The sequence below is a fragment of the Rhizobium sp. K102 genome (assembly GCF_022385315.1).
Classification (GTDB): Bacteria; Pseudomonadota; Alphaproteobacteria; order Rhizobiales; family Rhizobiaceae; genus Rhizobium; species Rhizobium croatiense.
This window is the reverse complement of the sequence record NZ_CP092436.1, coordinates 731,296-755,404: the sequence shown is the minus strand read 5'-3', so window position 1 is coordinate 755,404 and position 24,109 is coordinate 731,296. Positions and strand designations below refer to the sequence as shown.

The 24,109-nt window shown below is 63.1% G+C and carries 25 protein-coding genes and 1 pseudogene; 14 read left to right on the top strand and 12 right to left on the bottom strand.

Translation table 11 applies throughout. The annotated features are described in order from the left end of the window. Window positions 1–3: 3 nt before the first annotated feature. Entirely contained in the window at window positions 4–1,218 is a 1,215-nt protein-coding gene (locus MHI61_RS09570; RefSeq protein ID WP_239791808.1) for an MFS transporter, read from the top strand. On the opposite strand, the gene MHI61_RS09565 is transcribed toward MHI61_RS09570, so the two are convergent. Next, window positions 1,215–1,631, bottom strand: a complete 417-nt coding sequence (locus tag MHI61_RS09565) for a helix-turn-helix domain-containing protein (RefSeq protein ID WP_097605034.1) — start codon at window positions 1,629–1,631, stop codon at window positions 1,215–1,217. The two genes, MHI61_RS09570 and MHI61_RS09565, sit on opposite strands and share 4 nt — an antisense overlap. 123 nt (window positions 1,632–1,754) lie before the next feature. On the opposite strand from MHI61_RS09565, the gene MHI61_RS09560 reads away from it, so the two are divergent. Beyond that, on the top strand, window positions 1,755–2,660 hold the full coding sequence (locus MHI61_RS09560; RefSeq protein ID WP_239791807.1) for an SDR family oxidoreductase: 906 nt from the start codon (window positions 1,755–1,757) through the stop codon (window positions 2,658–2,660). A gap of 41 nt (window positions 2,661–2,701) precedes the next feature. On the opposite strand, the gene MHI61_RS09555 is transcribed toward MHI61_RS09560, so the two are convergent. Further along, the gene (locus tag MHI61_RS09555; RefSeq protein WP_239791806.1) at window positions 2,702–3,454 is read right to left on the bottom strand and encodes a pyridoxine 5'-phosphate synthase; all 753 of its coding nucleotides are present in this window, start codon (window positions 3,452–3,454) and stop codon (window positions 2,702–2,704) included. A gap of 451 nt (window positions 3,455–3,905) precedes the next feature. Here MHI61_RS09555 and MHI61_RS09550 point away from each other — a divergent pair, with 451 nt between their 5' ends. Then, window positions 3,906–4,598 (top strand): MerR family transcriptional regulator, encoded by a 693-nt coding sequence (locus MHI61_RS09550; protein WP_239791805.1) that lies wholly within the window; start codon window positions 3,906–3,908, stop codon window positions 4,596–4,598. A gap of 55 nt (window positions 4,599–4,653) precedes the next feature. Here the strand turns inward: MHI61_RS09550 and MHI61_RS09545 are convergent, their stop codons facing one another. Both MHI61_RS09545 and MHI61_RS09540 read right to left on the bottom strand, forming a co-directional pair. After that, window positions 4,654–5,781: an ATP-dependent RecD-like DNA helicase gene (locus MHI61_RS09545; RefSeq protein ID WP_239791804.1), complete on the bottom strand. Its 1,128-nt coding sequence runs from the start codon at window positions 5,779–5,781 to the stop codon at window positions 4,654–4,656. Window positions 5,782–5,851: 70 nt separating this feature from the next. Next, on the bottom strand, window positions 5,852–6,778 hold the full coding sequence (locus MHI61_RS09540; RefSeq protein WP_239791803.1) for a LysR family transcriptional regulator: 927 nt from the start codon (window positions 6,776–6,778) through the stop codon (window positions 5,852–5,854). 130 nt (window positions 6,779–6,908) lie between these two features. Between MHI61_RS09540 and MHI61_RS09535 the strand changes: the two genes are divergently transcribed. From MHI61_RS09535 to MHI61_RS09520, 4 genes are all read left to right on the top strand, one after another. Next, a complete protein-coding gene (locus tag MHI61_RS09535; protein WP_097605029.1) occupies window positions 6,909–7,388 on the top strand; it encodes a carboxymuconolactone decarboxylase family protein in 480 nt (159 codons plus the stop codon). A gap of 68 nt (window positions 7,389–7,456) precedes the next feature. Beyond that, complete coding sequence (locus tag MHI61_RS09530) at window positions 7,457–8,212, top strand: NmrA family NAD(P)-binding protein (protein ID WP_239791802.1); 756 nt, start codon at window positions 7,457–7,459, stop codon at window positions 8,210–8,212. A 35-nt stretch (window positions 8,213–8,247) separates the two neighbouring features. Next, complete coding sequence (locus MHI61_RS09525) at window positions 8,248–8,664, top strand: cupin domain-containing protein (RefSeq protein ID WP_239791801.1); 417 nt, start codon at window positions 8,248–8,250, stop codon at window positions 8,662–8,664. 92 nt (window positions 8,665–8,756) lie between these two features. Next, on the top strand, window positions 8,757–10,238 hold the full coding sequence (locus MHI61_RS09520) for a cyclic nucleotide-binding domain-containing protein (RefSeq protein ID WP_239791800.1): 1,482 nt from the start codon (window positions 8,757–8,759) through the stop codon (window positions 10,236–10,238). A 16-nt stretch (window positions 10,239–10,254) separates the two neighbouring features. Here MHI61_RS09520 and MHI61_RS09515 read toward each other — a convergent pair whose 3' ends face one another. Then, complete coding sequence (locus MHI61_RS09515; protein WP_097578859.1) at window positions 10,255–10,743, bottom strand: Rrf2 family transcriptional regulator; 489 nt, start codon at window positions 10,741–10,743, stop codon at window positions 10,255–10,257. A 213-nt stretch (window positions 10,744–10,956) separates the two neighbouring features. Here MHI61_RS09515 and MHI61_RS09510 point away from each other — a divergent pair, with 213 nt between their 5' ends. The 3 genes from MHI61_RS09510 to MHI61_RS09500 are packed head-to-tail and all read left to right on the top strand — an operon-like array spanning window position 10,957 to window position 12,653. Further along, entirely contained in the window at window positions 10,957–11,337 is a 381-nt protein-coding gene (locus MHI61_RS09510; RefSeq protein WP_239791799.1) for a hypothetical protein, read from the top strand. 21 nt (window positions 11,338–11,358) lie between these two features. Next, window positions 11,359–11,874: an RNA polymerase sigma factor gene (locus MHI61_RS09505; protein WP_239791798.1), complete on the top strand. Its 516-nt coding sequence runs from the start codon at window positions 11,359–11,361 to the stop codon at window positions 11,872–11,874. Next, window positions 11,871–12,653 (top strand): anti-sigma factor, encoded by a 783-nt coding sequence (locus MHI61_RS09500; RefSeq protein ID WP_239791797.1) that lies wholly within the window; start codon window positions 11,871–11,873, stop codon window positions 12,651–12,653. Before MHI61_RS09505 ends, MHI61_RS09500 begins: the two co-directional genes overlap by 4 nt. A gap of 3 nt (window positions 12,654–12,656) precedes the next feature. Here MHI61_RS09500 and MHI61_RS09495 read toward each other — a convergent pair whose 3' ends face one another. The 3 genes and pseudogenes from MHI61_RS09495 to nthA all read right to left on the bottom strand — a co-directional run bounded on the left by MHI61_RS09495 (window position 12,657) and on the right by nthA (window position 14,337). Next, window positions 12,657–13,028, bottom strand: coding sequence for a nitrile hydratase accessory protein (locus MHI61_RS09495; protein WP_239791796.1), 372 nt, complete (start codon window positions 13,026–13,028; stop codon window positions 12,657–12,659). Beyond that, entirely contained in the window at window positions 13,015–13,674 is a 660-nt protein-coding gene (gene nthB, locus MHI61_RS09490; protein ID WP_239791795.1) for a nitrile hydratase subunit beta, read from the bottom strand. Before nthB ends, MHI61_RS09495 begins: the two co-directional genes overlap by 14 nt. Continuing rightward, window positions 13,671–14,337 (bottom strand): annotated as a pseudogene (gene nthA, locus MHI61_RS09485) (nitrile hydratase subunit alpha). Before nthA ends, nthB begins: the two are co-directional and overlap by 4 nt. Before the next feature lie 268 nt (window positions 14,338–14,605). Here nthA and MHI61_RS09480 point away from each other — a divergent pair. Together MHI61_RS09480 and MHI61_RS09475 are read left to right on the top strand one after the other, a co-directional pair. Further along, on the top strand, window positions 14,606–15,886 hold the full coding sequence (locus tag MHI61_RS09480) for an SDR family oxidoreductase (protein WP_239791794.1): 1,281 nt from the start codon (window positions 14,606–14,608) through the stop codon (window positions 15,884–15,886). Continuing rightward, window positions 15,886–16,362 (top strand): DUF2269 domain-containing protein, encoded by a 477-nt coding sequence (locus MHI61_RS09475; protein ID WP_239791793.1) that lies wholly within the window; start codon window positions 15,886–15,888, stop codon window positions 16,360–16,362. Before MHI61_RS09480 ends, MHI61_RS09475 begins: the two co-directional genes overlap by 1 nt. Here the strand turns inward: MHI61_RS09475 and MHI61_RS09470 are convergent. After that, on the bottom strand, window positions 16,354–16,947 hold the full coding sequence (locus MHI61_RS09470) for a LysE family translocator (protein WP_239791792.1): 594 nt from the start codon (window positions 16,945–16,947) through the stop codon (window positions 16,354–16,356). The genes MHI61_RS09475 and MHI61_RS09470 overlap by 9 nt on opposite strands. 153 nt (window positions 16,948–17,100) lie before the next feature. Between MHI61_RS09470 and MHI61_RS09465 the strand changes: the two genes are divergently transcribed. Continuing rightward, entirely contained in the window at window positions 17,101–17,949 is an 849-nt protein-coding gene (locus MHI61_RS09465) for an aldo/keto reductase (protein ID WP_097605082.1), read from the top strand. Between the two features lie 362 nt (window positions 17,950–18,311). Here the strand turns inward: MHI61_RS09465 and ilvN are convergent, their stop codons facing one another. Together ilvN and MHI61_RS09455 are read right to left on the bottom strand one after the other, a co-directional pair. Continuing rightward, complete coding sequence (ilvN, locus tag MHI61_RS09460; protein ID WP_010034065.1) at window positions 18,312–18,884, bottom strand: acetolactate synthase small subunit; 573 nt, start codon at window positions 18,882–18,884, stop codon at window positions 18,312–18,314. A gap of 23 nt (window positions 18,885–18,907) precedes the next feature. Beyond that, window positions 18,908–20,698 (bottom strand): acetolactate synthase 3 large subunit, encoded by a 1,791-nt coding sequence (locus tag MHI61_RS09455; RefSeq protein ID WP_239791791.1) that lies wholly within the window; start codon window positions 20,696–20,698, stop codon window positions 18,908–18,910. Between the two features lie 322 nt (window positions 20,699–21,020). On the opposite strand from MHI61_RS09455, the gene MHI61_RS09450 reads away from it, so the two are divergent. After that, window positions 21,021–23,075 (top strand): ATP-binding protein, encoded by a 2,055-nt coding sequence (locus MHI61_RS09450; RefSeq protein ID WP_239791790.1) that lies wholly within the window; start codon window positions 21,021–21,023, stop codon window positions 23,073–23,075. A 100-nt stretch (window positions 23,076–23,175) separates the two neighbouring features. Here the strand turns inward: MHI61_RS09450 and MHI61_RS09445 are convergent, their stop codons facing one another. Next, a complete protein-coding gene (locus MHI61_RS09445; RefSeq protein WP_239791789.1) occupies window positions 23,176–24,090 on the bottom strand; it encodes a dihydrodipicolinate synthase family protein in 915 nt (304 codons plus the stop codon). Window positions 24,091–24,109: the final 19 nt, after the last annotated feature.

Below are 24,109 nucleotides of genomic sequence, written 5' to 3'. Positions count from 1 at the left end.
CTGATGAGCATTTCAGCCACTACGCCGGATAATGCCATTCCACGAGCGCTATCCCCCTGGCTCACCTTTCTTTTCGCCGCCGCCTGCGGGCTGGTGGCGGCCAATCTCTATTATGGCCAGCCGCTGGCCGGGCCGATCAGCGCCGATCTCGGCTTCACGCCGGCCGCAACAGGGCTGATCGTCACGCTGACGCAGATCGGCTACGGCCTCGGCCTGCTGCTGATCGTGCCGCTTGGCGACCTCACCGAAAACCGCCGTCTGGTGCTGCTGCTGATTGCCGTCTCCGCTCTCGCCCTGATCGGGGCCGCGCTGTCTTCGACGCCGGCCATGTTCCTCACCGCCTCGCTGTCGATCGGTCTTGCCTCGGTCGCCGTCCAGGTGCTCGTGCCTTTCGCCGCCAACATGGCGCCGGATGCGACGCGCGGCCAGGTCGTCGGCAATGTCATGAGCGGCCTGCTCTGCGGCATCATGCTGGCCCGCCCCTTCGCAAGCTTCGTCGCCGAGGCGTCGTCCTGGCACATGGTCTATTACGTCACCGCGGCGCTGATGCTCGTGCTTGCCGTCGTCCTGCGCGCCAACCTGCCGGTCCGTGTGCCGAAGACGAAGCTCGGCTATGGTGAACTGCTTGCCTCCATGGCGCATCTGGCGCTGACCTCGCGGGTGCTGCAGCGCCGCGCCCTCTACCAGGCCGGCATGTTCGGCGCCTTCAGCCTGTTCTGGACGACGACGCCGCTGCTGCTTGCAAGCCCGGCCTTCGGCCTGACACAGAACGGCATCGCCCTCTTCGCGCTTGCGGGGGCGGCCGGCGCCGTCGCCTCGCCGATCGCCGGCCGGCTTGCCGATCGCGGCATGACGAAGATCGCCTCGACGATCGCCATGCTGCTCGGCATGGCCTCCTTCCTGATCAGCCATTTCGCCGCCGACGGCTCGCTCACCGCGCTGATCCTGCTGACCGTCGCGGCGATCATGCTCGATTTCGGGGTGACGACCAACCTCGTCTGCGGCCAGCGCGCCATCTATGGGCTGAACCCGGAACATCGCAGCCGGCTGAACGGCCTTTTCATGGCCACCTTCTTCGCCGGCGGCGCGCTCGGCTCGGCGCTCGGCGGTTGGGCCTATGCGACCGGCGGCTGGACGATGACCGCCTGGATCGGCTTCGCCTTCCCGGCGCTCGCCTTCCTGCTGTTCCTCACGGAACGGCGCGGGAAGCACGTCTAACTGTCGGCACCATCGAAACGCGCCCGGGCGGCACGGACGAAATCATGATTTGCCTCGGCCCAGTTCAAAAGCTGCGACAGCGGCTGGTAGAGCGAGCGGCCGAGATCGGTCATCGAATATTCGACGCTCGGCGGCTTGGTCGGGAAGACCTCGCGGGCGATATAACCGTCCCTCTGCAGATCGCGCAGCGTCTGCGTCAGCATGCGCTGCGAAATGTCGGGAAGCATCCGTCTGAGTTCGCCGAAGCGGCGGGGCTCGGCCGCCAGCACTTCGAGCAGCAGCGTCGACCACTTGCCGCCGATCTGCTGCATCATGTCCCGGACCGGACAATTGGAAAAATCGAGGCCGGCGAGATCGATCTCGCGCCGCGCCCCCGGCATCCTGTTCTTCAGACTGAGGACTGCGCCGCTCATCTGCTGGTTCCCTTTTGGTAACTTACAGCCGAAAAGCTGCCTCCTTTACACGGTGAAGTCAATTCCTATTCTAGAGTTAGTCTCTTTTTGAGACCAACGACCAACGCAGAAGGAAACGACTTCATGAGCGAAACCATCCTGGTCACCGGTGCTGCCGGACAGCTCGGCCAGCGCATCATCCACCATCTCCTCGCGACCTATAGGGTCGCCCCCGGCGCGATCGTCGCTGCCACCCGCAATCCGGAAAAGCTCGCCGAACTCGCCAACAAGGGCGTTCTCAGCCGCAAGGCCGATTTCGATGACGCGGCCGGCCTGGAACAGGCCTTCGCCGGCATCGACCGGCTGCTGATCATCAGCACCGATGCGCTCGACACCCCCGGCAAGCGCCTCGCCCAGCACAAGGCCGCCGTCGCCGCTGCCGTCAAGGCCGGCGTCAAGCACATTGCCTACACCTCGATGCCGGCGCCCGACAATTCGCTCGTCACCTTCGCACCCGACCATCTCGGCACCGAAAACGCCATCAAGGCAAGCGGCATCGCCTACACAATCTTCCGCAACGCCTGGTATCACGACAATTACATGCACAGCATGCCGCACAACCTGCAGGGCGGCAAATGGTATAGCGCCACCGGCAACGGCAAGGTCGCGAACATCTCGCGCGACGATTGCGCGCTGGCGATCGCCGCAGCCCTTGCCTCCGCCACCGCGGAAAGCGCCACCTACACGCTGACCGGCGCGGTGTCGCTCGCCAACCGGCAGATCTCCGCCATCATCTCCGAAGCATCAGGCAAGCCGCTCGAAGTGGTCGACGTCAATGACGAACAGCTCGGCCAGGGCATGCGCGGCGCCGGCCTCCCCGGCTTCATCGCCGACATGCTGGTCTCCGCCGACGCCAACATTCGCGCCGGCAATTTCGACATCGTCACCGGCGATTTCACCAGGCTGACGGGCAAACAGCCGCAATCGCTGAAGGATTTCTTCGTGGCGCACAAGGCGGCGCTAGCGACGGTTGGAGCTGGTGGGCACTGATAAAATTGGGGGTGGCAACGGCGTCTCCCCCAAGTGCTTCCTCAAATCACCTGCCCACAAGCCTGGCAGAACCGGCGCACCGTCTCGGCCATCCCAAACTCCAGCGCGTCGGCAGTCAGCCCGTGGCCGATCGAGACTTCGGCAAGCGCTGGAATGCGCTTCACCAGATCAGGCAGGTTGGCAACGGTCAGATCGTGGCCGGCGTTGACGGCAAGACCGATGGCGAGCGCCGCATCCGCTGTCTTGCCGAGCGCTTCAAGGATCGGCGCTGCCCGTTCCGGCGCGTCGTAACAGCCGCCATAGGGGCCGGTATAGAGTTCGATCCGGTCGGCGCCCGTCGCTTTCGCCAGCTTTACCGCTTCCGCATCCCCGTCGCCGTCGGCAAACAGCGACACCCGGCATCCCATCGTCTTCAGCCGCGCAATGACATCGGTGAGGAACGCCTGGTGCTTGCGGAAATCCCAGCCGTGATCGGAGGTCGCCTGCGCGGGATCGTCGGGCACCAGCGTCACCTGTTCGGGCGCCGCGCCGGCGCAGAGTTCGAGGAATTCCTCCGTCGGATACCCTTCGATATTGAACTCGGCTCCGGGAAATTCGTCGTCGATCAGGTTGCGGATGACCGGCAGGTCGGAAAAGCGGATGTGGCGCTGGTCGGGACGCGGATGCACCGTCAGCCCGCTGGCGCCGGAGGCAAGGGCGATTCGGCCGAGCGCTTCGACGCTCGGCCACGGCAGGTCGCGCCGGTTGCGAAGCATGGCAACGGCGTTGAGGTTCACGGAGAGCTTGGCGGGCATGGCGGGCATCCATCGGTCACGAAACGAGAGGCCCTGCTTTTAAGCCAAGTGTTGCGCGATGGCCAACGAGATTCGCAGATGGATGCGATGCCTATTGCTGATGAAAGCCGGGCATTTCCGCCCAGCGGCCGCGTGCGTACCGCAAACAATATTTCGCGTCGCCTTTCGAGACGACCGCCAGCCATTGCAGCGCAGCGCATGTTTTTCCACGTAGCGGCACGCAGACGCCGCGCGAATTGCCATCGCGTTGCTATCCCATTTAAAAGAGATTATTTTTAGCACTTCTAAAATAGATCGTTCACGCATAACGTGGACATTGTGTCGCGTAAACGTAAGCCGCGTACTGCTTCTTTCCCATCGATAAGACCGCCTAGAGGAAACCCCACTCGCCGCGCCCGGGAAGCAACTGGCAAATCCGCATGAGGTGCAACAAGATGCCCTAGGAGGGTTCATGCCAGACGGTTCCAAACGCCTGTTTGCTGCCGCCGGTTTCGCTTCGGAGGCCCGGTCGAAATACCGGTTCCTGCCTTCCGCCGCGCTGCCGCCGGATCTACCGGAAGGTCCGGTGCCCATTGCCGATATGGCCAACGCATTCGGCGTTACGCACAGGACGCTGCATTTCTACGAAGAGAAGGGATTGATTTCGGCCAATCGCATCGGCTTGATGCGGGTCTACGGCCAGGACGACGTCATGCGCATGGCTGTCATCACCGTCTGCCGCGAGACGGGCATGCCGATTGCCGTGATCCAGGAATTGATGGACGAGCTTCGCAAAGCCGATTCGCAGGAGGCGGCCGAGGCAATGTTCCGCGAAGCCTTGCAGGTGCGCAAGCGCGAGCTGACGGCGGAGATGTCGACGCTGCACCGCCAACTCCAGCAGGTCGGCGATCTTCTCGATTACGACGGCAGCGTCGAGTCACAGCCGCTCAACGACAATCAGGATAACTCCAGTCTGACCCCGCAGGAAAGGCGTTGCCTGGAACTGATGGCGGAAGGCTACTCCACGCAGCGCATCGCCCGGGCACTCGACCTGAAACACGACGAGACGAGGGACCTCGAAGCCGGAATTATTTTGAAGTTCCGCGCCAACAACCGCTTCCAGGCCATCGCCAAGGCCGTCCTGCTCGGCATCGTGCAAGCCTGACGCCTGCCAGCCGCCCCGATGGCCGCCACCGTCCCCTTCCCGCCCGAAACCGGGTTCAGCGAACGATCGTCAGCGTCTCCGCCGCGCGCGTGATCGCGGTATAGAGCCAGCGTTCGCGGGTGTCGCGAAAGGCCCAGCTCTCGTCGAAGAGCACGACATCGTTCCATTGCGAGCCCTGCGCCTTGTGAACGGTCAGCGCATAGCCGTAGTCGAACTCGTCGTAGCGCTTGCGGGTGTTCCAGGGAATCTCGCCTTCGACATCCTCGAAGGCCTGTTTCAGAAGCTTGATCTTGGCCGCCCCGCGATCCATGTCGTCGTCCTCGGGGCGGACGAGCAGATTGATACCGGGTTTCGTCGTTTCCTTCGACGAAGTCATCACCTGCCACAGCGAGCCGTTGAGCAGGCCCTTGGCGGGGTCGTTTCTGAGGCAGACGAGCTTGTCGCCGGTCTGCGGATAATCGGCGTTAAAGCCTTTCAGCTCGCGCAGACGCTGATTGTAGCGCCGCCTGGTGCGGTTGGTGCCGACGAGCACCTGGTCGGCATCGAGCACCAGCTGCTGCGTCACCTCGTTCTTCGAGATCACCTTAGCGGTGCCGTAGTCGCCATACATAATCTCATTGCCTTCGCGCACCTGCATGGCGAGCTTGATGATCGGGTTATCGCGCGCCTGCCGATGAATATCGGTCAGCAGGTAATCCGGCTCCTGATTGGTGAAGTAGCCGCCACCCGAAACCGGCGGCAGCTGGCCGGGATCGCCGAGCACCAGGATCGGCGTGCCGAAGCTCATCAGGTCCTTGCCGAGCGCCTCGTCCACCATCGAGCATTCGTCGACAATGATCAGTGCGGCTTTCGCGACAGGGCTCTGCCGGTTGATCGAAAACATCGGCGCGATCGAGGTCTTGCCGGTTTCCTCGTCCTCCACCGCCTCCTCGCCGCGCGGCCGGTAGATCAGCGAATGGATCGTCCTGGCATTGGAGGCGCCGCGCGAGCGCAGCACTTGCGCGGCCTTGCCGGTGAAGGCGGCAAACAGCACATCGCCGTCGACATTTTCGGCGAAATGCCTGGCAAGCGTCGTCTTGCCCGTCCCGGCATAGCCGAACAGGCGAAAGAGCGGCGAGCGCCCTTCATTCAGCCATTTCGAAACAGCCTTGAGGGCTTCGTCTTGTTGCGGCGCAAATTGCATAGCCCGGCGACTTGGCAGGATTCGCCGGCGTTAGGCAAGGCGGAAAACGGCAAATCACCGGTCCGAACGATCATCCGTTCCGTTGGCGGTCCGCCCCGCTCACACACATCGACGGGTCCTGGCCGATGACATCGGTCAGAAAGTCCAGAACTGTCCTGACGCGCAGCGGCATGTTCCGTCTCGAGGGATAGACGACCGTGATCGGCAGGCGGCTCGGCTGAAAATCCTCCATTACGGGAATCAGCCGGCCGGCGGCGATGTCGGGCACGGCAATGATGTGGGAAAGCACCGCCAGGCCGGCGCCGGCGAGCGCCGCCCTATGAATGGCAATCGCGTTGCAGGCGGTCAGCCGCGGCGTGATCCTGACCGATATATCTTCCGACCCGTTCGAGAAGGACCAAGTGCAGGTGTCGCCTGCCCTATCATAGCACAGGCATTCATGGTCACTGATGTCCTTTGGCGCGCGCGGGGCTGCCTTGCGCGTGAGATAGGCAGGAGATGCGACGAGGAATGCCGTCGTCCAGCCGATACGGCGACAGACGAGGCTGCTGTCGGCGACCGAACCGAGCCGCACTTCGAGGTCGAAGCGCTCCTCGATCATATCGGAGCTCTGTTCGCGGAAGATGAGTTCGACCGAAAGCTTCGGGTGGGCGGCAAGAAGATCGCCGAGCCTTTCGCTCAAATAGAGACCAAGCGGCGCGGGCACGCTGAGCCTGACCTTTCCCGAGGCCGTAGCGCCGTTCGAGCCTGCCGCATCACCAAGCTCCTCCACCGCCTCGAGAATTCGGAGCGCCATCGGCAGCATGCGCTCCCCTTCCGCGGTCAGCGACAGACCGCTCGTCGTACGATGCAGGAGGCGGGTGTTGAAATGGCTTTCGAGGGACGCAACCTGCCGCGAAACCGCCGGCTGCGTGACATCGAGGTCATGCGCCGCCGCTGAGAACGAACCGGTCTCCGCGACGCGTTGGAAGGTCCGCAATGCCGAAACGATATCCATCCCTGCCCCCTCATACTTTTGCGCATAGGCTTTATGCAGGCAAACTAGGCGAGAATGGCTTTACAGTCCAGCAATTAAGGATATCTTTTATCCATAAGGATATTAAATATCCTTAATTAGGAGAAACGACATGACCCAGCGATTGAATTACGCCCAGCAGTCCCCCGAACTTTTCAAGAAATTCATGGAATTCAGCATGGCGCTGAGAAGCAGCGTCATCGACGAGAAGCTTCAGGCCCTTATCGAGATCCGCGCCTCGCAGATCAACGGATGCGGCTTCTGCCTCGACATGCATGTGAAGCAGGCAAAGATCCATGGCGAGACGGAGCTGCGGCTTCACCACGTCGCCATCTGGCGGGAATCGAACCTGTTCGTTCCCCGCGAGCGCGCGGCCCTTGCCTGGACCGAGGCGCTGACCAAGCTTCCCGAAGGCGGCGTATCTGATGAAATCTACGAGCGGGTGCGCGGCCAGCTTTCCGAGAAGGAAATCTCCGACCTCACCTTCGTCGTCATGGCCATCAATGCCTGGAACCGCGTCAATGTCGGCTTCAAGACTGTGCCCGGCTCGGCCGACAAGGCCTACGGCCTTGATAAGGCTGGCCTGAACTAATTCACGCAATTCATTGAGAAGATTCAGCTTTGACGCTGCCACACCGCGGCAGCGAATGGAGATCTGTTATGAAAATCATCGTCATCGGCGGAACCGGCCTCATCGGTTCAAAGACTGTCGAACGCCTGCGCAAGCGCGGGCATGAGGTGATCGCCGCCTCTCCGAACTCCGGCGTCAATACGATCACGGGAGAAGGACTGGCCGAAGCGCTCGCCGGCGCCGAAGTCGTGCTCGACCTTGCCAATTCGCCCTCCTTCGAGGACAAGGCCGTGCTCGAATTTTTCCAGACCTCGGGGCGCAATCTGCTCGCCGCCGAAAAGACCGCCGGCGTGAAGCACCATATCGCGCTTTCCGTCGTCGGCACCGAACGGCTGCAGGACAGCGGCTATTTCCGCGGCAAGCTCGCCCAGGAACAGCTGATCAGGGCATCGGGCATTCCCTATACGATCGTGCATTCGACGCAGTTCATGGAATTCCTGAGCGGCATCGCCCAGTCCGGCACGGTCGGCCAGACAGTTCGCCTGTCGCCCGCCTATGTGCAGCCGATCGCTTCCGACGACGTGGCCGACGCCATGGCCGACGTGGCACTCTCCGCCCCAGCCAACAAGACGATCGAAATATCCGGCCCGGAACGGGTCCGGCTCAGCGAGCTCGTCGCCCGGTATCTCAAGGCGATGAACGATCCGCGGATCGTCGAGGCCGACGCCGAGGCGAAATATTTCGGCGCCAGGCTAAACGACCAGTCCCTCGTTTCCGACAACGACCCGCGCCTCGGCTCGATCACCTTCGAACAGTGGTTCGTCACATCCGCCCGGCCGAAATGATCGGCCTCTTCACCCCAGGCAATAAGGAGATTCCCATGATCAGGTCATCATTCCTCGCCGCCGCCTTCGCCCTTCTGGCAACGACCGGCGCTTCCGCCCATGACAGCAGCAAGTCCGCCAAGGTAACGCTCGTCTATGAGCACGAACTGCCGAACGTGCCGGGCAAGAGCATCAAGGGCGTGCTGGTCGAATACGGCCCCGGCGGCTTCTCCGAAGGCCACACCCATCCGGACTCGGCCTTCATCTACGCCACCGTGCTGGAAGGATCGATCCGCAGCCAGGTCAATGACGGTCCGGTCAAGACCTATCAGGCCGGCGAGAGCTTCTCGGAAATGTCAGGCGACCGCCATGGCGTCAGCGCCAATGGCAGCGAGACGCAGCCGGCTCGCCTGCTCGCTGTCTTCGTTGTCGACACCGACCAGAAAGAATTGACCTACCCCCTCAAGAAGTAGGCAACCTCCAAGCCTGTCCGCGCGGGGCCGATGCTTGCGCGGACAGCCGACATGCTCAATCATGTGCCGCCCGCCCTCCCGGAGACAGAGAGATGATCTACGACGCGCTCTTCGGCAAGCCACTGAATTCTCTCGTTACAGTCGGCTTCGCCGGCATCGTGGTCTGGTATTTCCTCTCCAGCCAGCGGCCGACGACGCGGCTGGTGGTGCAAATCCTGTTCTTCGCCGTGATGACGCTGATCCTCGTCGGCAGCGGCATCGAGCCTCACCGGTTTCAGGGATATGAGACGCAGGACCCTCAGGCCCTGCTCGTCATTCTCGCCAAATCGCTCTGGTGGGTTCACCTGGCATGGGCCGTCATCGGTTTCATCAGGCTCTATCTGGTGCTGGAAGGCAGCCCGCGCGAGGCCCGTCTGCTCCAGGATCTCGTCATTGGCGTCGTCTATATCGGCATGATGCTTTCCATCCTCGCCTTCGTCTTCGGCGTGCCGATCGGAACCCTCGTCGCCACATCAGGCGTCGTCGCCATCATTCTCGGTCTCGCGCTGCAGAACACGCTCGCCGACGTCTTCTCCGGCATCGCGCTGACCCTCGGCCGGCCCTATGTCATCGGCGACTGGATCCTTTTGAGCGACGGCACGGAAGGGCGCGTCGTCGAGAGCAACTGGCGCGCGACGCACATCCTGACCCCCGGCAACAATATCGTCGTGCTGCCGAACAGCTTTCTCGCCAAGCTCGGCCTGACCAATATCAGCCGGCCGGACGAGACCCATCTCCTGATTCTCACCATCCGCATCGCCCCTACGCGCATGCCGGCATCGGTTCGCCAAGTCATGCTGACAGCGCTCGCGAGTTGCAACTCCATCGTGCGGGAGCCGCCGCCGGTCGTCGCCCTGAAGGGGCTGGATGCCACGTCGCTTGAGGTCGAGTTGCAGTTTCGGGTGACGAGCCCGAGCCAGCGCGTGCCGGCGCGAAACGAAGTGCTCGATCTCGTCTACCGCCATTGCAAATCCGCCGGCCTGCTGCTGGCCATTCCGCCGTCGGCAGCGGTGTTGACCGCCACCCTGCCGACGGAGGAAAACGCGCAGCCGCCCAGCGTAACGCCACTTGCGCTGATCGACGCCATTCCGGTCTTTGCGACGCTGACATCAGATGAAAAGCAGAGGCTCGCCGAGACCGCCACTGTCAGGGAGTTCCGCAAGGGCGATGTGATCGTGCAGGAGGGCGAAATGCTGCCCGCACTGATGATGGTGCGCGCCGGCATCATAGCCGCCCGGCATGCAGGCGAGGAACGCGGAAGGCTGGCGCCTGGCGATTTTTTTGGCGAGACCGGCCTGCTCGCCGGCATGCAGGAAGTCTGCACCCTGGAGGCTCTAACCTCGGTAATCACCTATGAGATCGACCAGGAGGCCTTCGCGCCGCTGCTCGCCGAACGCCCGGCGCTGGCCGAAGAAATCGCCGAACAACTTGCCGGCCGCGCCGAGCGCTTCCGCGACGGCGCCGCCCTGCGCCCGGAACAGGCGCACAGCGCCCATGCCATCCTGAAGACCATCAGGACCATCTTTAGGGCCTAAGGTTTCCTTCGCTTCCTCAGCCGGCGCGCTTCAGCACCCACTCGAACGTGTCCCGCCAGATATCCGGCGGAACCTCTTCGGACAAGGTGCCGACGAGATCGGAGAGGCGCACACGCCTCAGCGTCTCGCGCCAGGCCTCGTCGGCTTCCCACATGATGCGGGCGACCGCGCAAGGCTTGCTGTCGCAATAGCCTGCCGGCCGGCACGGATTGTTCTCCCGGATATTCGTGCAGGTGAAGCTGCGCGCCTTACCCTCGACTGCCTCGACGATCTCGAGAAAATTGACCTCCGACGGCGCGCGCGCAAGCCTGTAGCCGCCGCTCGGACCGAGCGTGGTTTCGACGAGGGAAGCCTGAGAAAGGCTCTGTAGCGCCTTGGAGAGATATTCCTTCGGCAGGCCATGAAGCTCTGCGAGCGCCTTGGTGGAGAGATACCTGCCCTCGGGCAGGCCCGCGAGAATGGCGCAGCAGTGCAGCGCCCACTCGACCTGGCTTTTCAGGATCATTCAACAACTCATCATGGCTGGCTCTGCGAGCGGAATTAAGGATATATGTTATCCGCAAATGGCCATGATGTAAATGACCTGTAAAAGCAGGGTGTTGTGTGCGAATGACCATCCGCCCGCCATAAAACTTCTCCACGCGGGAATAAAACCGCCTCGTCTCGTGTCTCATCTCAGGCAGCGCAAAATTGCGTGCCCAACCCGAGGAGAAACACCATGAAGCCCGTGAAATTCCTGTCTGTCGCAGCGGCAGCCGCCTTTGCTGCGACCGCTGCTTTCGCCGCCGCGCCCGTCAAGGAAGTCGAGACTGCCAAGGGCAAGGTTCTTGCCGGCGAAAACGGCATGACCCTCTATACTTTCAAGAAGGACGCCAAGGGCGTTTCAAACTGCTACGACGATTGCGCCAAGAACTGGCCGCCGCTGATGGCCGCTTCCGATGCCAAGGCCGATGGTGCATATTCGATCATCGAACGCAAGGATGGCACGAAGCAATGGGCCAAGGACGGCATGCCGCTCTATTACTGGGTCAAGGACACGAAGGCCGGCGACATCACCGGCGACGGCGTCGGCGGCAACTGGGACCTTGCCAAGCCCTGATGTGACGGCAAGAGAGCTGGCGTGAAGACACCCGCACCCGAAAGTTTCGAGGGCCAGATCCTGGCCCTCCTTCCCTCGCTCAGGCGCTATTCGCGCAGCCTGACGCGCTCGGATGCCGATGGCGAGGATCTGCTTCAGGATTGCGTCGAGAAGGTGCTGGCGCGCCGCGGTCAATGGCGCGGCCTCAACTTGCGCGGCTGGGTCCTGACCATCATGACCAATCTTTACCGCAACGGCCGGCGCGGCAAGGCGCGCGACGGCATGCTCGAGCTCGACGCCGCAGGAGATGTGGCAGCACCCGAAGTGCCGGCCGATCCGCTGGAACGCACCCGGCTCGATAGCGCGCTGAACAGCCTTTCGGAGGAGCGCCGCGCTGTGCTGATGCTCGTGGTCATCGAGGGATATAGCTACAGCGAGGTCGCCGCCGCGCTCGATATCCCCATCGGCACGGTCATGTCCCGCCTGTCGCGCGCCCGCCGCCGCGTCGCCGAACACCTGAAGGCCGATAACGTCATTACGCTTCGGAGACCGAAATGAACGAGACCAACCCGATCGTCACCGAAGCCGATCTTCACGCCTATGCCGACGGCGAGTTGCCCGAAACGGCGCGTGCCCGCGTTGAGGCCTATCTCGCCGACAATCCCGACGAGGCGGCGATGGTCGCCGAATGGCAGGCGCAGAACGCAGGCATCCGCTCGCTGTTTGCCGGTTACGACAGGGCAAAGGACACCGATGCCCTGCTCGTCGCGCCGCCGCACGCCATCCCGTCGGTGCCGAACCGCTGGGCAGTCGCCGCCGCAACGCTCGTCGTCTTCGCGCTCGGTGCCGTCAGCGGCCATTATGGCCCGGCCCTTCTGGAGAGACCGGACCTGCAGCTAGCCGGTTCCGAAACCCTGCCGAAACAGGCCGAGACCGCCTTCACCGTCTATGCCGCCGAGGTTCGCCACCCGGTCGAGGTCTTCGCCGACGAGGAGGCCCATCTCGCCACCTGGCTCGGCAAGCGCCTGGCGATCCAGAACCTCAAGATTCCCAACTTGCAGCCGCTCGGCTTCAAGCTGGTCGGCGGCCGCCTGCTGCCGGTCGACGGCAGGCCCGGCGCCATGTTCATGTACGAGAACCAGGCCGGCGAGCGGCTGACCGTCGTTGTCGGCCGCAACAAGGAAAACCGCACGACGAGTTTCCGCTTCGCTTCTTCGGGCAATCTCGAAACCTTCTACTGGATCGACGGCGAACTCGGCTACGCCGTCACCGGCGAAATCTCGCGTGACGCGCTGCGCGCGGTGGCCGAGGAATGCTATAGGCAGTTTCCGTCGTGATGATCAGCGCAGCGGATCGTTGGCGAGCTCGATCGGGTGGCCATGCGGCGTCGCCTCGGCCGCCCGCTGCCAGCTTTTCTGAAGCTCCAGGATGGCGGATGCGTCGGCCACGCCGCGGCTGACCAGCAGCTCCGAAAGCGCCGCCACCCAGCAGTCGAAATAGTCGCTGCCGTCTTCCGCCCGCCCAGGCTGATGCAGTTGGCGCGAAAGGGTTTCCGCCCATTCGCTCCAGGAAAACAGCCCCTTCTCATGCAGATGCACCGTCATGGCGAAGGCTTCTGCCGCCCAGGGTTCGGGAAAGACCGGCGCGCCCTCCGCAGATTTGGGCAGCCCGGGCGATTGGCTGAGCTCGGAGGGTATTTCACACACGCTCAAGATAGCTCTCCCACGCGTCGATCGAGACCGTCAGCGACGGATCCGCGCCCTCGCCCCAGATCTCGCTGCCGTCGAAAACGACGGTATAGAGCCATTGCGGGTTCTCGCCCTTGCCATGGGCATTATCATCGGGAAAGACGAAGGAGCCCTGCACCGCTTCGATGACGCCGGCCTTGGCCCGGGCGTAGCGCGGCAACCGCGTATGGGTCGCCGGATTGAAATTCTTCGTCTTCACCCGTTCGCCGACCGCAAAACGCGGCTCGCCATCCACCAGCCGGTCGCAAGGCCCGCCCTTGGCAAGCACGACGGGCACCATCTCCGCCTTCAGGACCCGTTTCGGCGCCGTGCCATCCTGCAGCTTGTGGCCGGACAAGAGCTCTTCGCGCGTCGCAAAGCCGTGTCGCGTGAGCAGCGTCTCGACGCCGCGGATCCAGATCTCGTAATAGCTCGCCGCAAGGTAATCGGCTGGCGGGATATTCTCACGCGCATGCCGGCTTTCATCGATCGTCCAGGCGCCGAAGGCGCCGCAGGAGAGCGTGATGCCGAGCGCGCGCTTTTCCCATTCGGCATGGAAATAGGGCTCGTTCTTTTCGGGTGCGACAGGCCCGAAGCCCATCTGCCCGCCGAGATCGTGCGGTCCGTTCATGACAGTGCCTCCGGGCTGCCGGCGACCGCCGTGCCGATCATCGCATCGCGGCTGACGAGGCCGGCAAGTGCTGCCTCATCCATGCCCTCCGTGCCCTCCGGCCGCTCGGGGATCACGAGATAACGCAGCTCCGCTGTCGAATCCCAGGCGCGGATCTTCTTGTCCGCCGGCAGGGTCAGCCCGAATTCCGCGAGCACGCCGCGCGGATCGATCACCGCCCGCGAACGATAGGCCGGCGCCTTGTACCAGACCGGCGGCAGGCCAAGCACAGACCAGGGATAACAGGAGCAGAGCGTGCAGACGACGAGGTTATGCGTGTCAACAGTGTTGAAGACCGCGCGCATATGCTCGCCCTGCCGGCCGGTATAACCGAGAACTCGCAATCGCCGCCGTCGCATCGCGCCTCAGCCAGTCGGCAAAACCGGGATCGCTCCAGGCTTTCGCGACGACATGCACGCCGTTCCTCGGCCCGACCTTGGTTTCGTAAGTCTCGACGATTGCGTCGATGGCATAAGGGTCGATCAGCCCCTTTTCCGTCAGCAGCGTTTCCAGCGCCTTCACGCGGGCCTGCATGTCGGAGTAGTGGTTGTCGTGATCGTGGTGATCGTGGTCGTCGTGCAAAGCAATGTCCTCCCGGAACGGCGATCGGCCGCCCTGTTTCATCAATGCGCGCGGCTCGCTCCTCCTCTTCTCCCCAGCGGGGGTCCGAAGGACGGGTTGAGACCAGCGGCTCAACCCCGGTTTAGGGGGCCGCACGGCACGCCCTTTATGTTGCCCTTCGCTGCGCTCCGTGCATTCGCGGCTTTGCCGCTCATCCCCCTCATCTGCCTGCCGGCATCTTCTCTCCGCTCAAAGCATCCACTTTCTACCATACAGCACAACCCCGCCAAGCCCTCCTATCCCCCTCAAACTTTTCCGCTAATCTCCCGCCATGAACATTCTGATTCTCGGCGCAACCGGCTTCATAGGCTCCGTCGTCGCGACCCGGCTCGTTGCGGACGGGCATGCCGTGACCGGGCTCGGCCGCAATCCCGCCAGAGCCCACCTGAAGCAGCCGGCGATCGACTGGCGGCGTGCCGATCTCTCGCGGATGCTAAATCCGGAGGACTGGGAGAACCTCCTCAAAGACCAGCACGCCGTCGTCAATTGCGCCGGCGCCCTGCAGGACGGCCTCTCGGACGATCTCGCGGCGACCCAGGCGGGTGCGATGCTGGCGCTCTATGCCGCGGCGAAACGCTCCCGTCCTCTGATCGTGCAGATATCGGCAAGGACCGCCGGCGCGGCGGGCGCGCTGCCCTTCCTCACCACCAAGCGGCGGGCCGATGAGGCGCTGGCAGCAAGCGGCCTGCCTCATCTCATCCTGCGCCCTGCCCTCGTGCTCGGCCGCAATGCCCATGGCGGCTCGTCATTGCTGCGAGCGCTCGCAGCCTTTCCGCTGGCGCTGCCGCTCGTCCATGCGGAAAGCCCGGTCGAAACGCTTTCGGTGGATGATGTGGCGGGGGCCGTGTCGCGGGCGATCGCAAGCGACCTTCGCGGTGATTTCGACCTTGCCGCCGGCGAAGTGCTGACGCTCGCCGAACTCGTCGGCCTTCACCGGCAATGGCTGGGCCTGGCGCCTGCCGGCGTCTTTTCGCTTGCTCCCTGGCTTACGCGACCAGTGACCTGGCTTGCCGATATGGCGGGCCTGCTCGGCTGGCGTTCGCCGCTGCGTTCGACGGCGATGACAGTCATGTCCGAGGGCATACGGAGCGCAAAGAGGGAGAGCGGCCTTGGCGCGACATCGGCGGCGGCCACGCTCGCCGCCAATCCCTCCGGCGTGCAGGATCTCTGGTTTGCCCGGCTCTATCTCCTGAAGCCGCTCATCATATCGGGCCTGTCGGCCTTCTGGCTGCTCTCCGGCCTGATCCCGCTGCTTTCGATGGAAAGGGCCTCGGCGCACTTCCTGCCCTTCATGCCGGAAACGGCGGCAACGGCGGCAACGGCGCTGACGCTTGCCACCTGCATCATCGATGTGGCGCTTGGCGCCGCCGTGCTTGTTCGCCCGCTCGCCAGACGCGCCCTTCTCGGCATGCTCGCCGTCTCGTTGGCCTATCTCGCCGGTGGCAGCCTGCTCGAACCCACGCTCTGGCTCGATCCGCTCGGTCCCCTCGTCAAGGTGCTGCCGTCGGTCTTGCTGACGCTGACGGCGCTTGCCACCCTGGATGAACGCTGATGCTCGAGGAATGGCTGCTGCTTGCCCATGTCATCGGCGCGACCGTGCTCTTCGGCACCGGCGCCGGCATCGCCTTTTTCATGGTGATGGCGCACCGCACGCGTGATCCCGCCCTGATCGCTCATGTCGCCGGAACCGTCGTGATCGCCGATACAGTCTTTACCGCCACCGCCGCGATTCTCCAGCCGGTGACCGGCTATCTCCTCGCCCGCATGATCGGCTGGGACCTGTCGGAAGGCTGGATTGCGCTGTCGCTTCTGCTTTACGTCGTCACTGGCCTGTTTTGGCTGCCGGTCGTCTGGATCCAGATCCGCCTGCGTGATCTCGCCCGCGCTGCCGCGGCATCGACAAACGCGCTGCCGCCGGCCTATTTCAGGCTCTACCGCGTCTGGTTCGCTTTCGGCTTTCCGGCCTTCTCAGCCGTCATCGGCATTTTCTGGCTGATGCTGACGAAACCGTCGATTGCTCTATTTTAACATCGGCCAGAGGCTCGCCACCAGAAGCACGGCCATGGTGATGTTGAACCACTTCAGCCGCACGGGATCGGAAAGCCATTCCCTGAGTGCCGAGCCGAAGCCCGCCCAGGTCGAGACGCTCGGCACGTTGACCACCGCGAAAGCCAGACCGACGATCAGCACGCTGGCAAGATAGAGTTCAGGATTGGTGTAGGTCGCCATCGCCGTAACCGCCATCACCCAAGCTTTCGGGTTGACCCACTGGAAGGCCGCCGCCGAGAAAAAGGACATTGGCGCAGCACTGCTCCTGCCTTCGCTCAGCGAACGCGAGGCGGCGATCTTCCAGGCGATCCAGACAAGATAGGCGCCGCCGGCGAATTTCAGCACCGTATAGACCAGGGGCATCGTGTGCAGCAACGCGCCGAGCCCGAGGCCGACGCCGATCAGCAGCGAGAAGAAACCGGCGCCGATGCCGACCATATGCGGGATCGTCCTGCGGAAGCCGAAATTCACGCCCGAGGCAAAGAGCATCATGTTGTTCGGCCCCGGCGTGATCGACGTCGTGAAGGCGAAGAGAACAAGGGCGAAAAACGTATCCAGCGGCATGCAATCTCCCGAAGCCGGCTCTTTTCCGAGGCCCGCCTTATTTAGGTCAGCGTAACTGCCCTAAACTCTTGACGCCATTCCATCATTGTCATGGTGACAGGATTAGTTGAAAGATAAGAACGCTGCGCAATCTCCTGAAAAATGGAAAAAATCATGCAGGACGACCCCATCCCCTCCGTCAAATTCCCGAACGGCACGGAAGTGCCGGCACTCGGCCAGGGGACCTGGGCCATGGGCGAGGATGCCGGCCATGCCAAGATGGAGATTGAAAGCCTCAGGGCGGGCATCGATCTCGGCATGACGCTGATCGACACCGCGGAAATGTATGGCGACGGCGGCGCCGAGGAGATCGTCGGCCAGGCGATCCGGGGACGGCGCGACGAGATCTTCCTCGTCAGCAAGGTCTATCCCTGGAACGCCAGCCTGAAAGGCACGGTCGACGCCTGCGAGCACAGCCTGGAACGGCTCGGCACCGACCGGATCGATCTTTATCTCCTGCACTGGCGCGGCAACTATCCGCTGGCCGAGACCGTCGCAGCCTTCGAAATGCTGAAAGCGTCGGGCAAGATCGGCGCCTGGGGCGTCTCCAACTTCGACACCGACGACATGGAGGAACTGCTCAGAGTACCCGACGGCGCCAATGTCGCCGCCAACCAAGTGCTCTACAATCTCTCCCGCCGCGGCATCGAATATGATCTCCTGCCCTGGTGCCAGAGCCGCGGCATTCCCATCATGGCCTATTCGCCGATCGAGCAGGGGCATATCCTGCATCATCCCGAACTCATCCACATCGCCAAGGCCTATCAGGCAACGCCCGCCCAGCTGGCGCTCGCCTTCCTGCTCGAACGCGACGGCGTCATCGTCATTCCGAAGACGTCGAATGCCGAACGCGTGGCGGAGAACCGCGACTGCGTCTCGCTTGAGATCACCGACGAGGACTGGCAGGCGCTCGACGCCGCCTTCCCGCCGCCGGCAAAGAAAAAGCCTCTGGAGATGCTGTGATCTCCAGCGGCCCGAACTGTTCTTGGCTGCTCGGTCACATGCCGCAACCTCTCGATTCCCCCTTCTCCCCAGCGGGGAGAAGGTGCCCGCAGGGCGGATGAAGGGGCCGGCGACGCCGGTCACTCAATGATCCTCGTACGAGCTTAGACCGCGTTGGAATCGTCTCGTATTCAGATCGCAACGTTGCGTTGGCGAGGAACAGACTATCGCGGAAAGGATGTTCCGTGTGGCCCCCTCATCCGCCTGCCGGCACCTTCTCCCCGAGGGGAGAAGAGATTTGCCGCGCTGTCTCCGTCCCTCGCCAGCAACTGCCTAGTATGCACGGCCGAGGATGACGCCGAGGAAGGGATGAAGCTTCTGCCTCACATCCCCTGAGCGCCGCGATTCATCGCCGCGATGCCGGTGCGGCAGACTTCGATGAGGCCGAGCGGTTTCATGATCGCGATGAACTGGTCGATCTTCGAGGACTTGCCGGTGATCTCCAGAATGAAGTGATCAATCGTCGCATCCACCACCTTGGCGTGGAAGGCATCGGCAAGGCGAAGCGTCTCGGCGCGCATCTCGCCCTCACCGATCACCTTGACCAGAGCCACTTCACGCTCGATCGGCCGTTCCTGGCCAAGTTCGCGGGCGCGCACCGTCAGATCGACGACGCGATGGACCGGCACGATGCGATCGAGCTGCGCCTTGATCTGCTCCAGCACATGCGGCGTGCCGCGGGTGACGATGGTGATGCGGGAAAGATGCGCCTGATGCTCGGTCTCGGAAACCGTGAGGCTTTCGATATTGTAGCCGCGGCCGGAGAACAGGCCGATGACGCGGGCAAGGACGCCCGGCTCGTTGTCGACGAGCACCGAAAGCGTATGGCTCTCGATCGCCGTCGTTTCCGGCGAGATGAAGTAGGCAGAGCCCGTGGGCTGAAGATGTGCGTTCATGGTCCTGGGTTCCTACCTTATCGTTATACGAGCTGACGGCCTTTGGCGTCGATCGCGTTGGCGACCGCTTCATCCGTGGCTTCGTCGGGCAGCAGCATTTCATTATGGGCCTTGCCCGATGGGATCATCGGGAAGCAGTTGGCGAGATTGGCGACGCGGCAATCGAAGATGACCGGCTTCTTGACCTCGATCATCTCGACGATGGCGTCGTCGAGCTCATCCGGCTTGTCGCAGCGCAGGCCGACCGCGCCATAGGCTTCCGCCAGCTTGACGAAATCAGGCATCGCCTCGGTATAGGAGTGCGACAGGCGATTGCCGTGCAGCAGCTGCTGCCACTGGCGCACCATGCCCATGTACTGGTTGTTCATGATGAAGATCTTGATCGGTGCATCATACTGGATCGCGGTCGACATTTCCTGGATGCACATCTGGATCGAGGCGTCGCCGGCAATATCGATGACGAGGCTGCCGGGATGGGCGATCTGGACGCCGAGCGCCGCCGGCAGGCCGTAGCCCATCGTGCCGAGGCCGCCTGAGGTCATCCAGCGGTTCGGCTGCTCGAAGCCGAAGAACTGCGCTGCCCACATCTGATGCTGGCCGACCTCGGTCGTGATGTAGGTGTCGCGGTCCTTGGTATGCGCATAGAGGCGCTCCAGCGCATATTGCGGCATGATCACGTCATTGCTCTTGGTATAAGCGAAGGAGTTGCGCGCCCGCCAGCGGGCGATATCGCTCCACCAATCGGCGAGACGGTTCTTCTCCGGCTTCTTCGGCAGAGCCCGCCACAGGCGGACCATGTCTTCCAGCACATGGCCGACATCGCCGCGGATGCCGATATCGACGCGGACATTCTTGTTGATCGAGGACGGATCGATGTCGATATGGATCTTCTTCGAATTCGGCGAGAAGGCGTTGAGGCGACCGGTGATGCGGTCGTCGAAGCGGGCGCCGATGCAGACCATGACGTCGCAGTCATGCATCGCCATGTTGGCCTCGTAGGAGCCATGCATGCCGAGCATCTTCAGCCAGTTCTTGCCCGAGGCCGGATAGGCGCCGAGGCCCATCAGCGTCGAGGTGATCGGGAAATCGGTGAGCTCGACCAGCTCGCGCAGCAGCTTGGAGGCCTCAGGGCCGGAATTGACGACACCGCCGCCGGAATAGATGATCGGCCGGCGCGCATTCGCCATCAGCTCGATCGCCGCATGGATCTGGTTGAGGTCGCCCTGGATCTTCGGCTGATAGCTCTTCTGGATCGGGTAATCGGCGGGCGGCGTATAGGTGCCGGTCGCAAACTGCACATCCTTCGGAATATCGACGACGACGGGGCCCGGACGGCCGGACTGGGCGATGCGGAAGGCCTCATGAATGATGGCGGCGAGCTGGTTGACGTCCTTGACCAGCCAGTTGTGCTTGGTGCAGGGCCGGGTAATGCCGACCGTGTCGCATTCCTGGAAGGCGTCAGAGCCGATCAACGGGGTCGGAACCTGACCGGTCAGGCAGACGAGCGGGATCGAATCCATCAGCGCATCCTGCAGCGGCGTGACCGCATTGGTGGCGCCCGGGCCCGAGGTGACGAGCATGACGCCGACCTTGCCGGTAGAGCGGGCGTAACCTTCGGCCGCATGGCCGGCCCCCTGCTCGTGGCGGACGAGGATGTGCTTGATCTCCTCTTGCTGGAAGATCTCGTCGTAGATCGGCAGGACTGCGCCGCCGGGATAGCCGAAGATATGTTCGACGCCGTTGTCCTTCAGCGCCCTGAGAACGATCTCCGCTCCCGTCATCCGATTGCCTGCCGCCTGATTGTCCGTGCTCATCTGTCTGTTCCGTTTGATGCTGGGATTGCGTTTGTGGCCGGAAGCCCGAATTTCGGGCATAAAAAAAGGCCCCGGAGGAGCCTGTCATCTAGCGCATGGGTGGCTACCGCCGGATGGTTACACCATCCTGCCCATGCGCTTTCCCACCACGATAAGAGCCGTTGCGATTTTCATGGTCGGAAGTGATAGACAGAAAATTTCGCAGCGTCAACGCATGCCACAATAAAAAACTGCCCCGTGCCTGCGCCGCTGAAAATCGATAGGATGAAGGATTTATTAAAGGATCGACTTTATCCTTTAACGCTACTGTAGGAGTAGCCCGTTGCTCAACAACGACTTGCGCATGTCTGGCAAGGCAGGCGAGCACGATCGCCGCGATGGCCTCGCGCCGGGAAACCGCTTTCTCGGCCGCGTCGTTGCATGCAGCGGCTCGCGGGCGACGATTGCCGCCGTCGCCGTTGAGGGCGGGACTGATCTCACCGAACTCTGGTCCGTCGGCCGGCTGATCTCGATCAGCGTCGGCCGCAACCGCGTCGTCGCCCTCGTCTATCAGATGAACACCGGCAGCCATGCCTGGGGCGAAGGCGAGGATAATAATTTCAAGATCGAGACCGAGCTGCTCGGCGAAGTCCGCGTCGACGAGGACGGGCGCGAGGAATTCTCGACCGGCATCTCGCGTTATCCCTATCTCGGCGCCATCGCTCACCGCATCCGCGCCGCCGACCTGATGCGTATCTACGATGCCGGAACGGGCACGACCGCCGTCATCGGCAAGCTGACCCAGGACGAAAGCATCGATGCGGCGATCCACATCCCCTCGATGCTCTCCAAGCATTTCGCCGTCGTCGGCTCGACCGGCGTCGGCAAGTCGACGGCCGTATCGCTGCTGCTGCACAAGGCGATCGTGGCCGATCCGAAGCTGCGGGTGCTGATCCTCGATCCGCACAATGAATTCGCCGCCGCCTTTCCCAAGCACGCCGTCACCATCGATACCGATACGCTCGACCTGCCTTTCTGGCTGATGCGGCTCGAGGAATTCGCCGAAGTCGTCTTTCGCGGCCGCCCGCCGGTGCCCGAAGAACTCGATATGCTGCGCGATATCATGCCGGAGGCCAAGCGCGCCTTCCGCGGTAGCGACAATTCGCTGGTGCGGCGCACGACGGAAAAGAGCTCGATCACCGCCGATACGCCGGTTCCCTACCGCATGGCCGATCTCTTGGCGCTGATCGACGAGCGCATCGGCCGCCTCGAGGGCCGCGCCGAAAAACCCGGCCTGCGGTCGCTGAAGATGCGCCTCATCGCTGCAATCAACGATCCGCGCTATCACTTCATGTTTTCCAACAACACGATCAGCGACACGATCACCGACACCATCGCGCAGATCTTCCGCATTCCGGGCGACAACCGACCGATCTGCACCTTCCAGCTTGCCGGCATTCCTTCCGAAGTGGTCAATTCGGTCGCCTCCGTGCTCTGCCGCATGGCCTTCGAGGTGGCACTCTGGAGTGACGGCGCTATCCACATGCTCGTCGTCTGCGAGGAAGCCCACCGCTATATCCCCTCCGATCCCAGCCTCGGCTTCGTGCCGACGCGCCAGGCAATCGCCCGCATCGCCAAGGAAGGCCGAAAATACGGCGTCTCGCTTGGGATCATCACCCAGCGGCCGGGCGAGCTCGACCAGACGATCCTGTCGCAGTGCTCGACGCTCTTTGCCATGCGCCTGGCCAATGACCGCGACCAGGAAATCATCCGCTCGGCGATCCCGAACTCGTCGATCTCGACGACGAGCTTCATCTCCTCGATCGGCAACGGCGAGGCGATCGCCTTCGGCGAGGCGATCAGCGTGCCGATGCGCATGCGCTTTTCCCGCGTCGACGAAAATCTGCTGCCGAAGGCTGCCAGCGCCAACAGCAAGCATAGCGAGGAAGATCCGGATACGGTCGATCTGCGCAAGATCGTCACGCGCATGCGGGCGGTAACGGTCGGGCCTGATATTTCGAATTTCCAGCAGAGCTTCGGCGCATCGACGGCACGTTCCGACGAAGAGAATGACGCCGACGAGGTTCTCGAGGCCAAGCCCTACGCACCGCCTCCAGCGGCCTCGCCTCCACTGGCCTCGCCGCCGCCGGTTTCGGCGCCCCTCGAATCCTACCGGCGCGAACTGCTGCCGCAGACGCCGGTGCTGGACCCGGCCGCACCTTCATCCGTCGATCCGCGGCTCGATGCGCTGCGCCGCGAGATGCGCCGCGAGGAACCGATCTTTCCGCGACCTGCACCGCCGACCGACCAGCCGGCCATCACCCGCCGGGAACCCGGCTCGTCGCTGCGCGAAAGCATTCTGAAAAAGCCGTTGAGCAGCCTTTACAACAAGGACTAAAGCGCGTCCCGTCAAATTTGATTCACGCAACGCGCTTTAGCTCTTTGTTTTTATGTATGTCGTTGTCCCGAAACCGCTGCACACGTCCGGGCGACATGCATTAAGTCTTCCGCCCGCCCTCCAGCGCGATCAGCGGCTCGACGATCTCGAGCACACGCTGGCGATCCGCTGATTTCAGCGGCAGGAGCGGTCGCGGAAGCTCCGCCCGGGCGAGTGAGAGATGTTCGAGCAGCATATAGACCACGCGGATGCTTCCGAATGCCTTGAAGGTTTGCCATAGCGGCTCGAAGAGCTTATCGAGCCGGCGTGCCCCATCGACGTCGCCGGCCATGGCGGCCTTGGTCAGGCCGAGAGCCGTGCGCGGCAGCAAACCGCCGATGACGCTATACCAGGCGTCTGCGCCGGAAAGCAGCGCATCGGCCGCGCCCCAATCGCCACTGTAACCGATCGCGAGATCGGTCTTCTCCCGCAAGGCCGCAAGTTCCCCTGGCAAATCGCCGTCAACAGGCAGCGGCATCTTCACCGCCCTGATCGTTTCGATTTCGGAGAGGCGCTGGAGAAGCTCCCGGCTGAAGGTGAAATGGGTCGTGCCGGGATTGTTGTAGATACAGACCGGCAGCTTCGTTGCCTTCGCGACCGCCAGGAAATGCTCATAGGCTTCTTCCTGCGTCAGCGGCGTATAGGAGACCGGCGCCAGCAGAAGAGCATCCGCACCGGCCGCCTCTGCATCCCCGGCAAGACCCACGGCGTGGTCCGTTCTGAGAGCCCCGGCCCCGACGATGAGAGGAATACGGCCGGCGACGCATTCGGCCGCGGCCTTGACGGCGCGCAACCGCTCCTCGCGCGTGAGGTAAGCATAGATCCCGGTGCTGCCGAGAAGCCCGACAGAGGCGACGCCCGCCTCGCACAAGCGTTCCAGAAGGCGGCCGAGGGCTTCGGTGTCGACACGGCCATCGATATTCGCGGGCGTTGCAGGAAAGGCCGAAAGGCCGTGAAAGGGAGAAGCCGAAGACATGATGTGATCCTGCAAAAGC

Coding starts and splice junctions, on each gene's coding strand:
- MHI61_RS09570 (WP_239791808.1), top strand. CDS start 4: ATGAGCATTTCAGCCACTACGCCGGATAATGCCATTCCACGAGCGCTA.
- MHI61_RS09565 (WP_097605034.1), bottom strand. CDS start 1,631: ATGAGCGGCGCAGTCCTCAGTCTGAAGAACAGGATGCCGGGGGCGCGG.
- MHI61_RS09560 (WP_239791807.1), top strand. CDS start 1,755: ATGAGCGAAACCATCCTGGTCACCGGTGCTGCCGGACAGCTCGGCCAG.
- MHI61_RS09555 (WP_239791806.1), bottom strand. CDS start 3,454: ATGCCCGCCAAGCTCTCCGTGAACCTCAACGCCGTTGCCATGCTTCGC.
- MHI61_RS09550 (WP_239791805.1), top strand. CDS start 3,906: ATGCCAGACGGTTCCAAACGCCTGTTTGCTGCCGCCGGTTTCGCTTCG.
- MHI61_RS09545 (WP_239791804.1), bottom strand. CDS start 5,781: ATGCAATTTGCGCCGCAACAAGACGAAGCCCTCAAGGCTGTTTCGAAA.
- MHI61_RS09540 (WP_239791803.1), bottom strand. CDS start 6,778: ATGGATATCGTTTCGGCATTGCGGACCTTCCAACGCGTCGCGGAGACC.
- MHI61_RS09535 (WP_097605029.1), top strand. CDS start 6,909: ATGACCCAGCGATTGAATTACGCCCAGCAGTCCCCCGAACTTTTCAAG.
- MHI61_RS09530 (WP_239791802.1), top strand. CDS start 7,457: ATGAAAATCATCGTCATCGGCGGAACCGGCCTCATCGGTTCAAAGACT.
- MHI61_RS09525 (WP_239791801.1), top strand. CDS start 8,248: ATGATCAGGTCATCATTCCTCGCCGCCGCCTTCGCCCTTCTGGCAACG.
- MHI61_RS09520 (WP_239791800.1), top strand. CDS start 8,757: ATGATCTACGACGCGCTCTTCGGCAAGCCACTGAATTCTCTCGTTACA.
- MHI61_RS09515 (WP_097578859.1), bottom strand. CDS start 10,743: ATGATCCTGAAAAGCCAGGTCGAGTGGGCGCTGCACTGCTGCGCCATT.
- MHI61_RS09510 (WP_239791799.1), top strand. CDS start 10,957: ATGAAGCCCGTGAAATTCCTGTCTGTCGCAGCGGCAGCCGCCTTTGCT.
- MHI61_RS09500 (WP_239791797.1), top strand. CDS start 11,871: ATGAACGAGACCAACCCGATCGTCACCGAAGCCGATCTTCACGCCTAT.
- nthB (WP_239791795.1), bottom strand. CDS start 13,674: ATGAACGGACCGCACGATCTCGGCGGGCAGATGGGCTTCGGGCCTGTC.
- MHI61_RS09480 (WP_239791794.1), top strand. CDS start 14,606: ATGAACATTCTGATTCTCGGCGCAACCGGCTTCATAGGCTCCGTCGTC.
- MHI61_RS09475 (WP_239791793.1), top strand. CDS start 15,886: ATGCTCGAGGAATGGCTGCTGCTTGCCCATGTCATCGGCGCGACCGTG.
- MHI61_RS09470 (WP_239791792.1), bottom strand. CDS start 16,947: ATGCCGCTGGATACGTTTTTCGCCCTTGTTCTCTTCGCCTTCACGACG.
- MHI61_RS09465 (WP_097605082.1), top strand. CDS start 17,101: ATGCAGGACGACCCCATCCCCTCCGTCAAATTCCCGAACGGCACGGAA.
- ilvN (WP_010034065.1), bottom strand. CDS start 18,884: ATGAACGCACATCTTCAGCCCACGGGCTCTGCCTACTTCATCTCGCCG.
- MHI61_RS09455 (WP_239791791.1), bottom strand. CDS start 20,698: ATGAGCACGGACAATCAGGCGGCAGGCAATCGGATGACGGGAGCGGAG.
- MHI61_RS09445 (WP_239791789.1), bottom strand. CDS start 24,090: ATGTCTTCGGCTTCTCCCTTTCACGGCCTTTCGGCCTTTCCTGCAACG.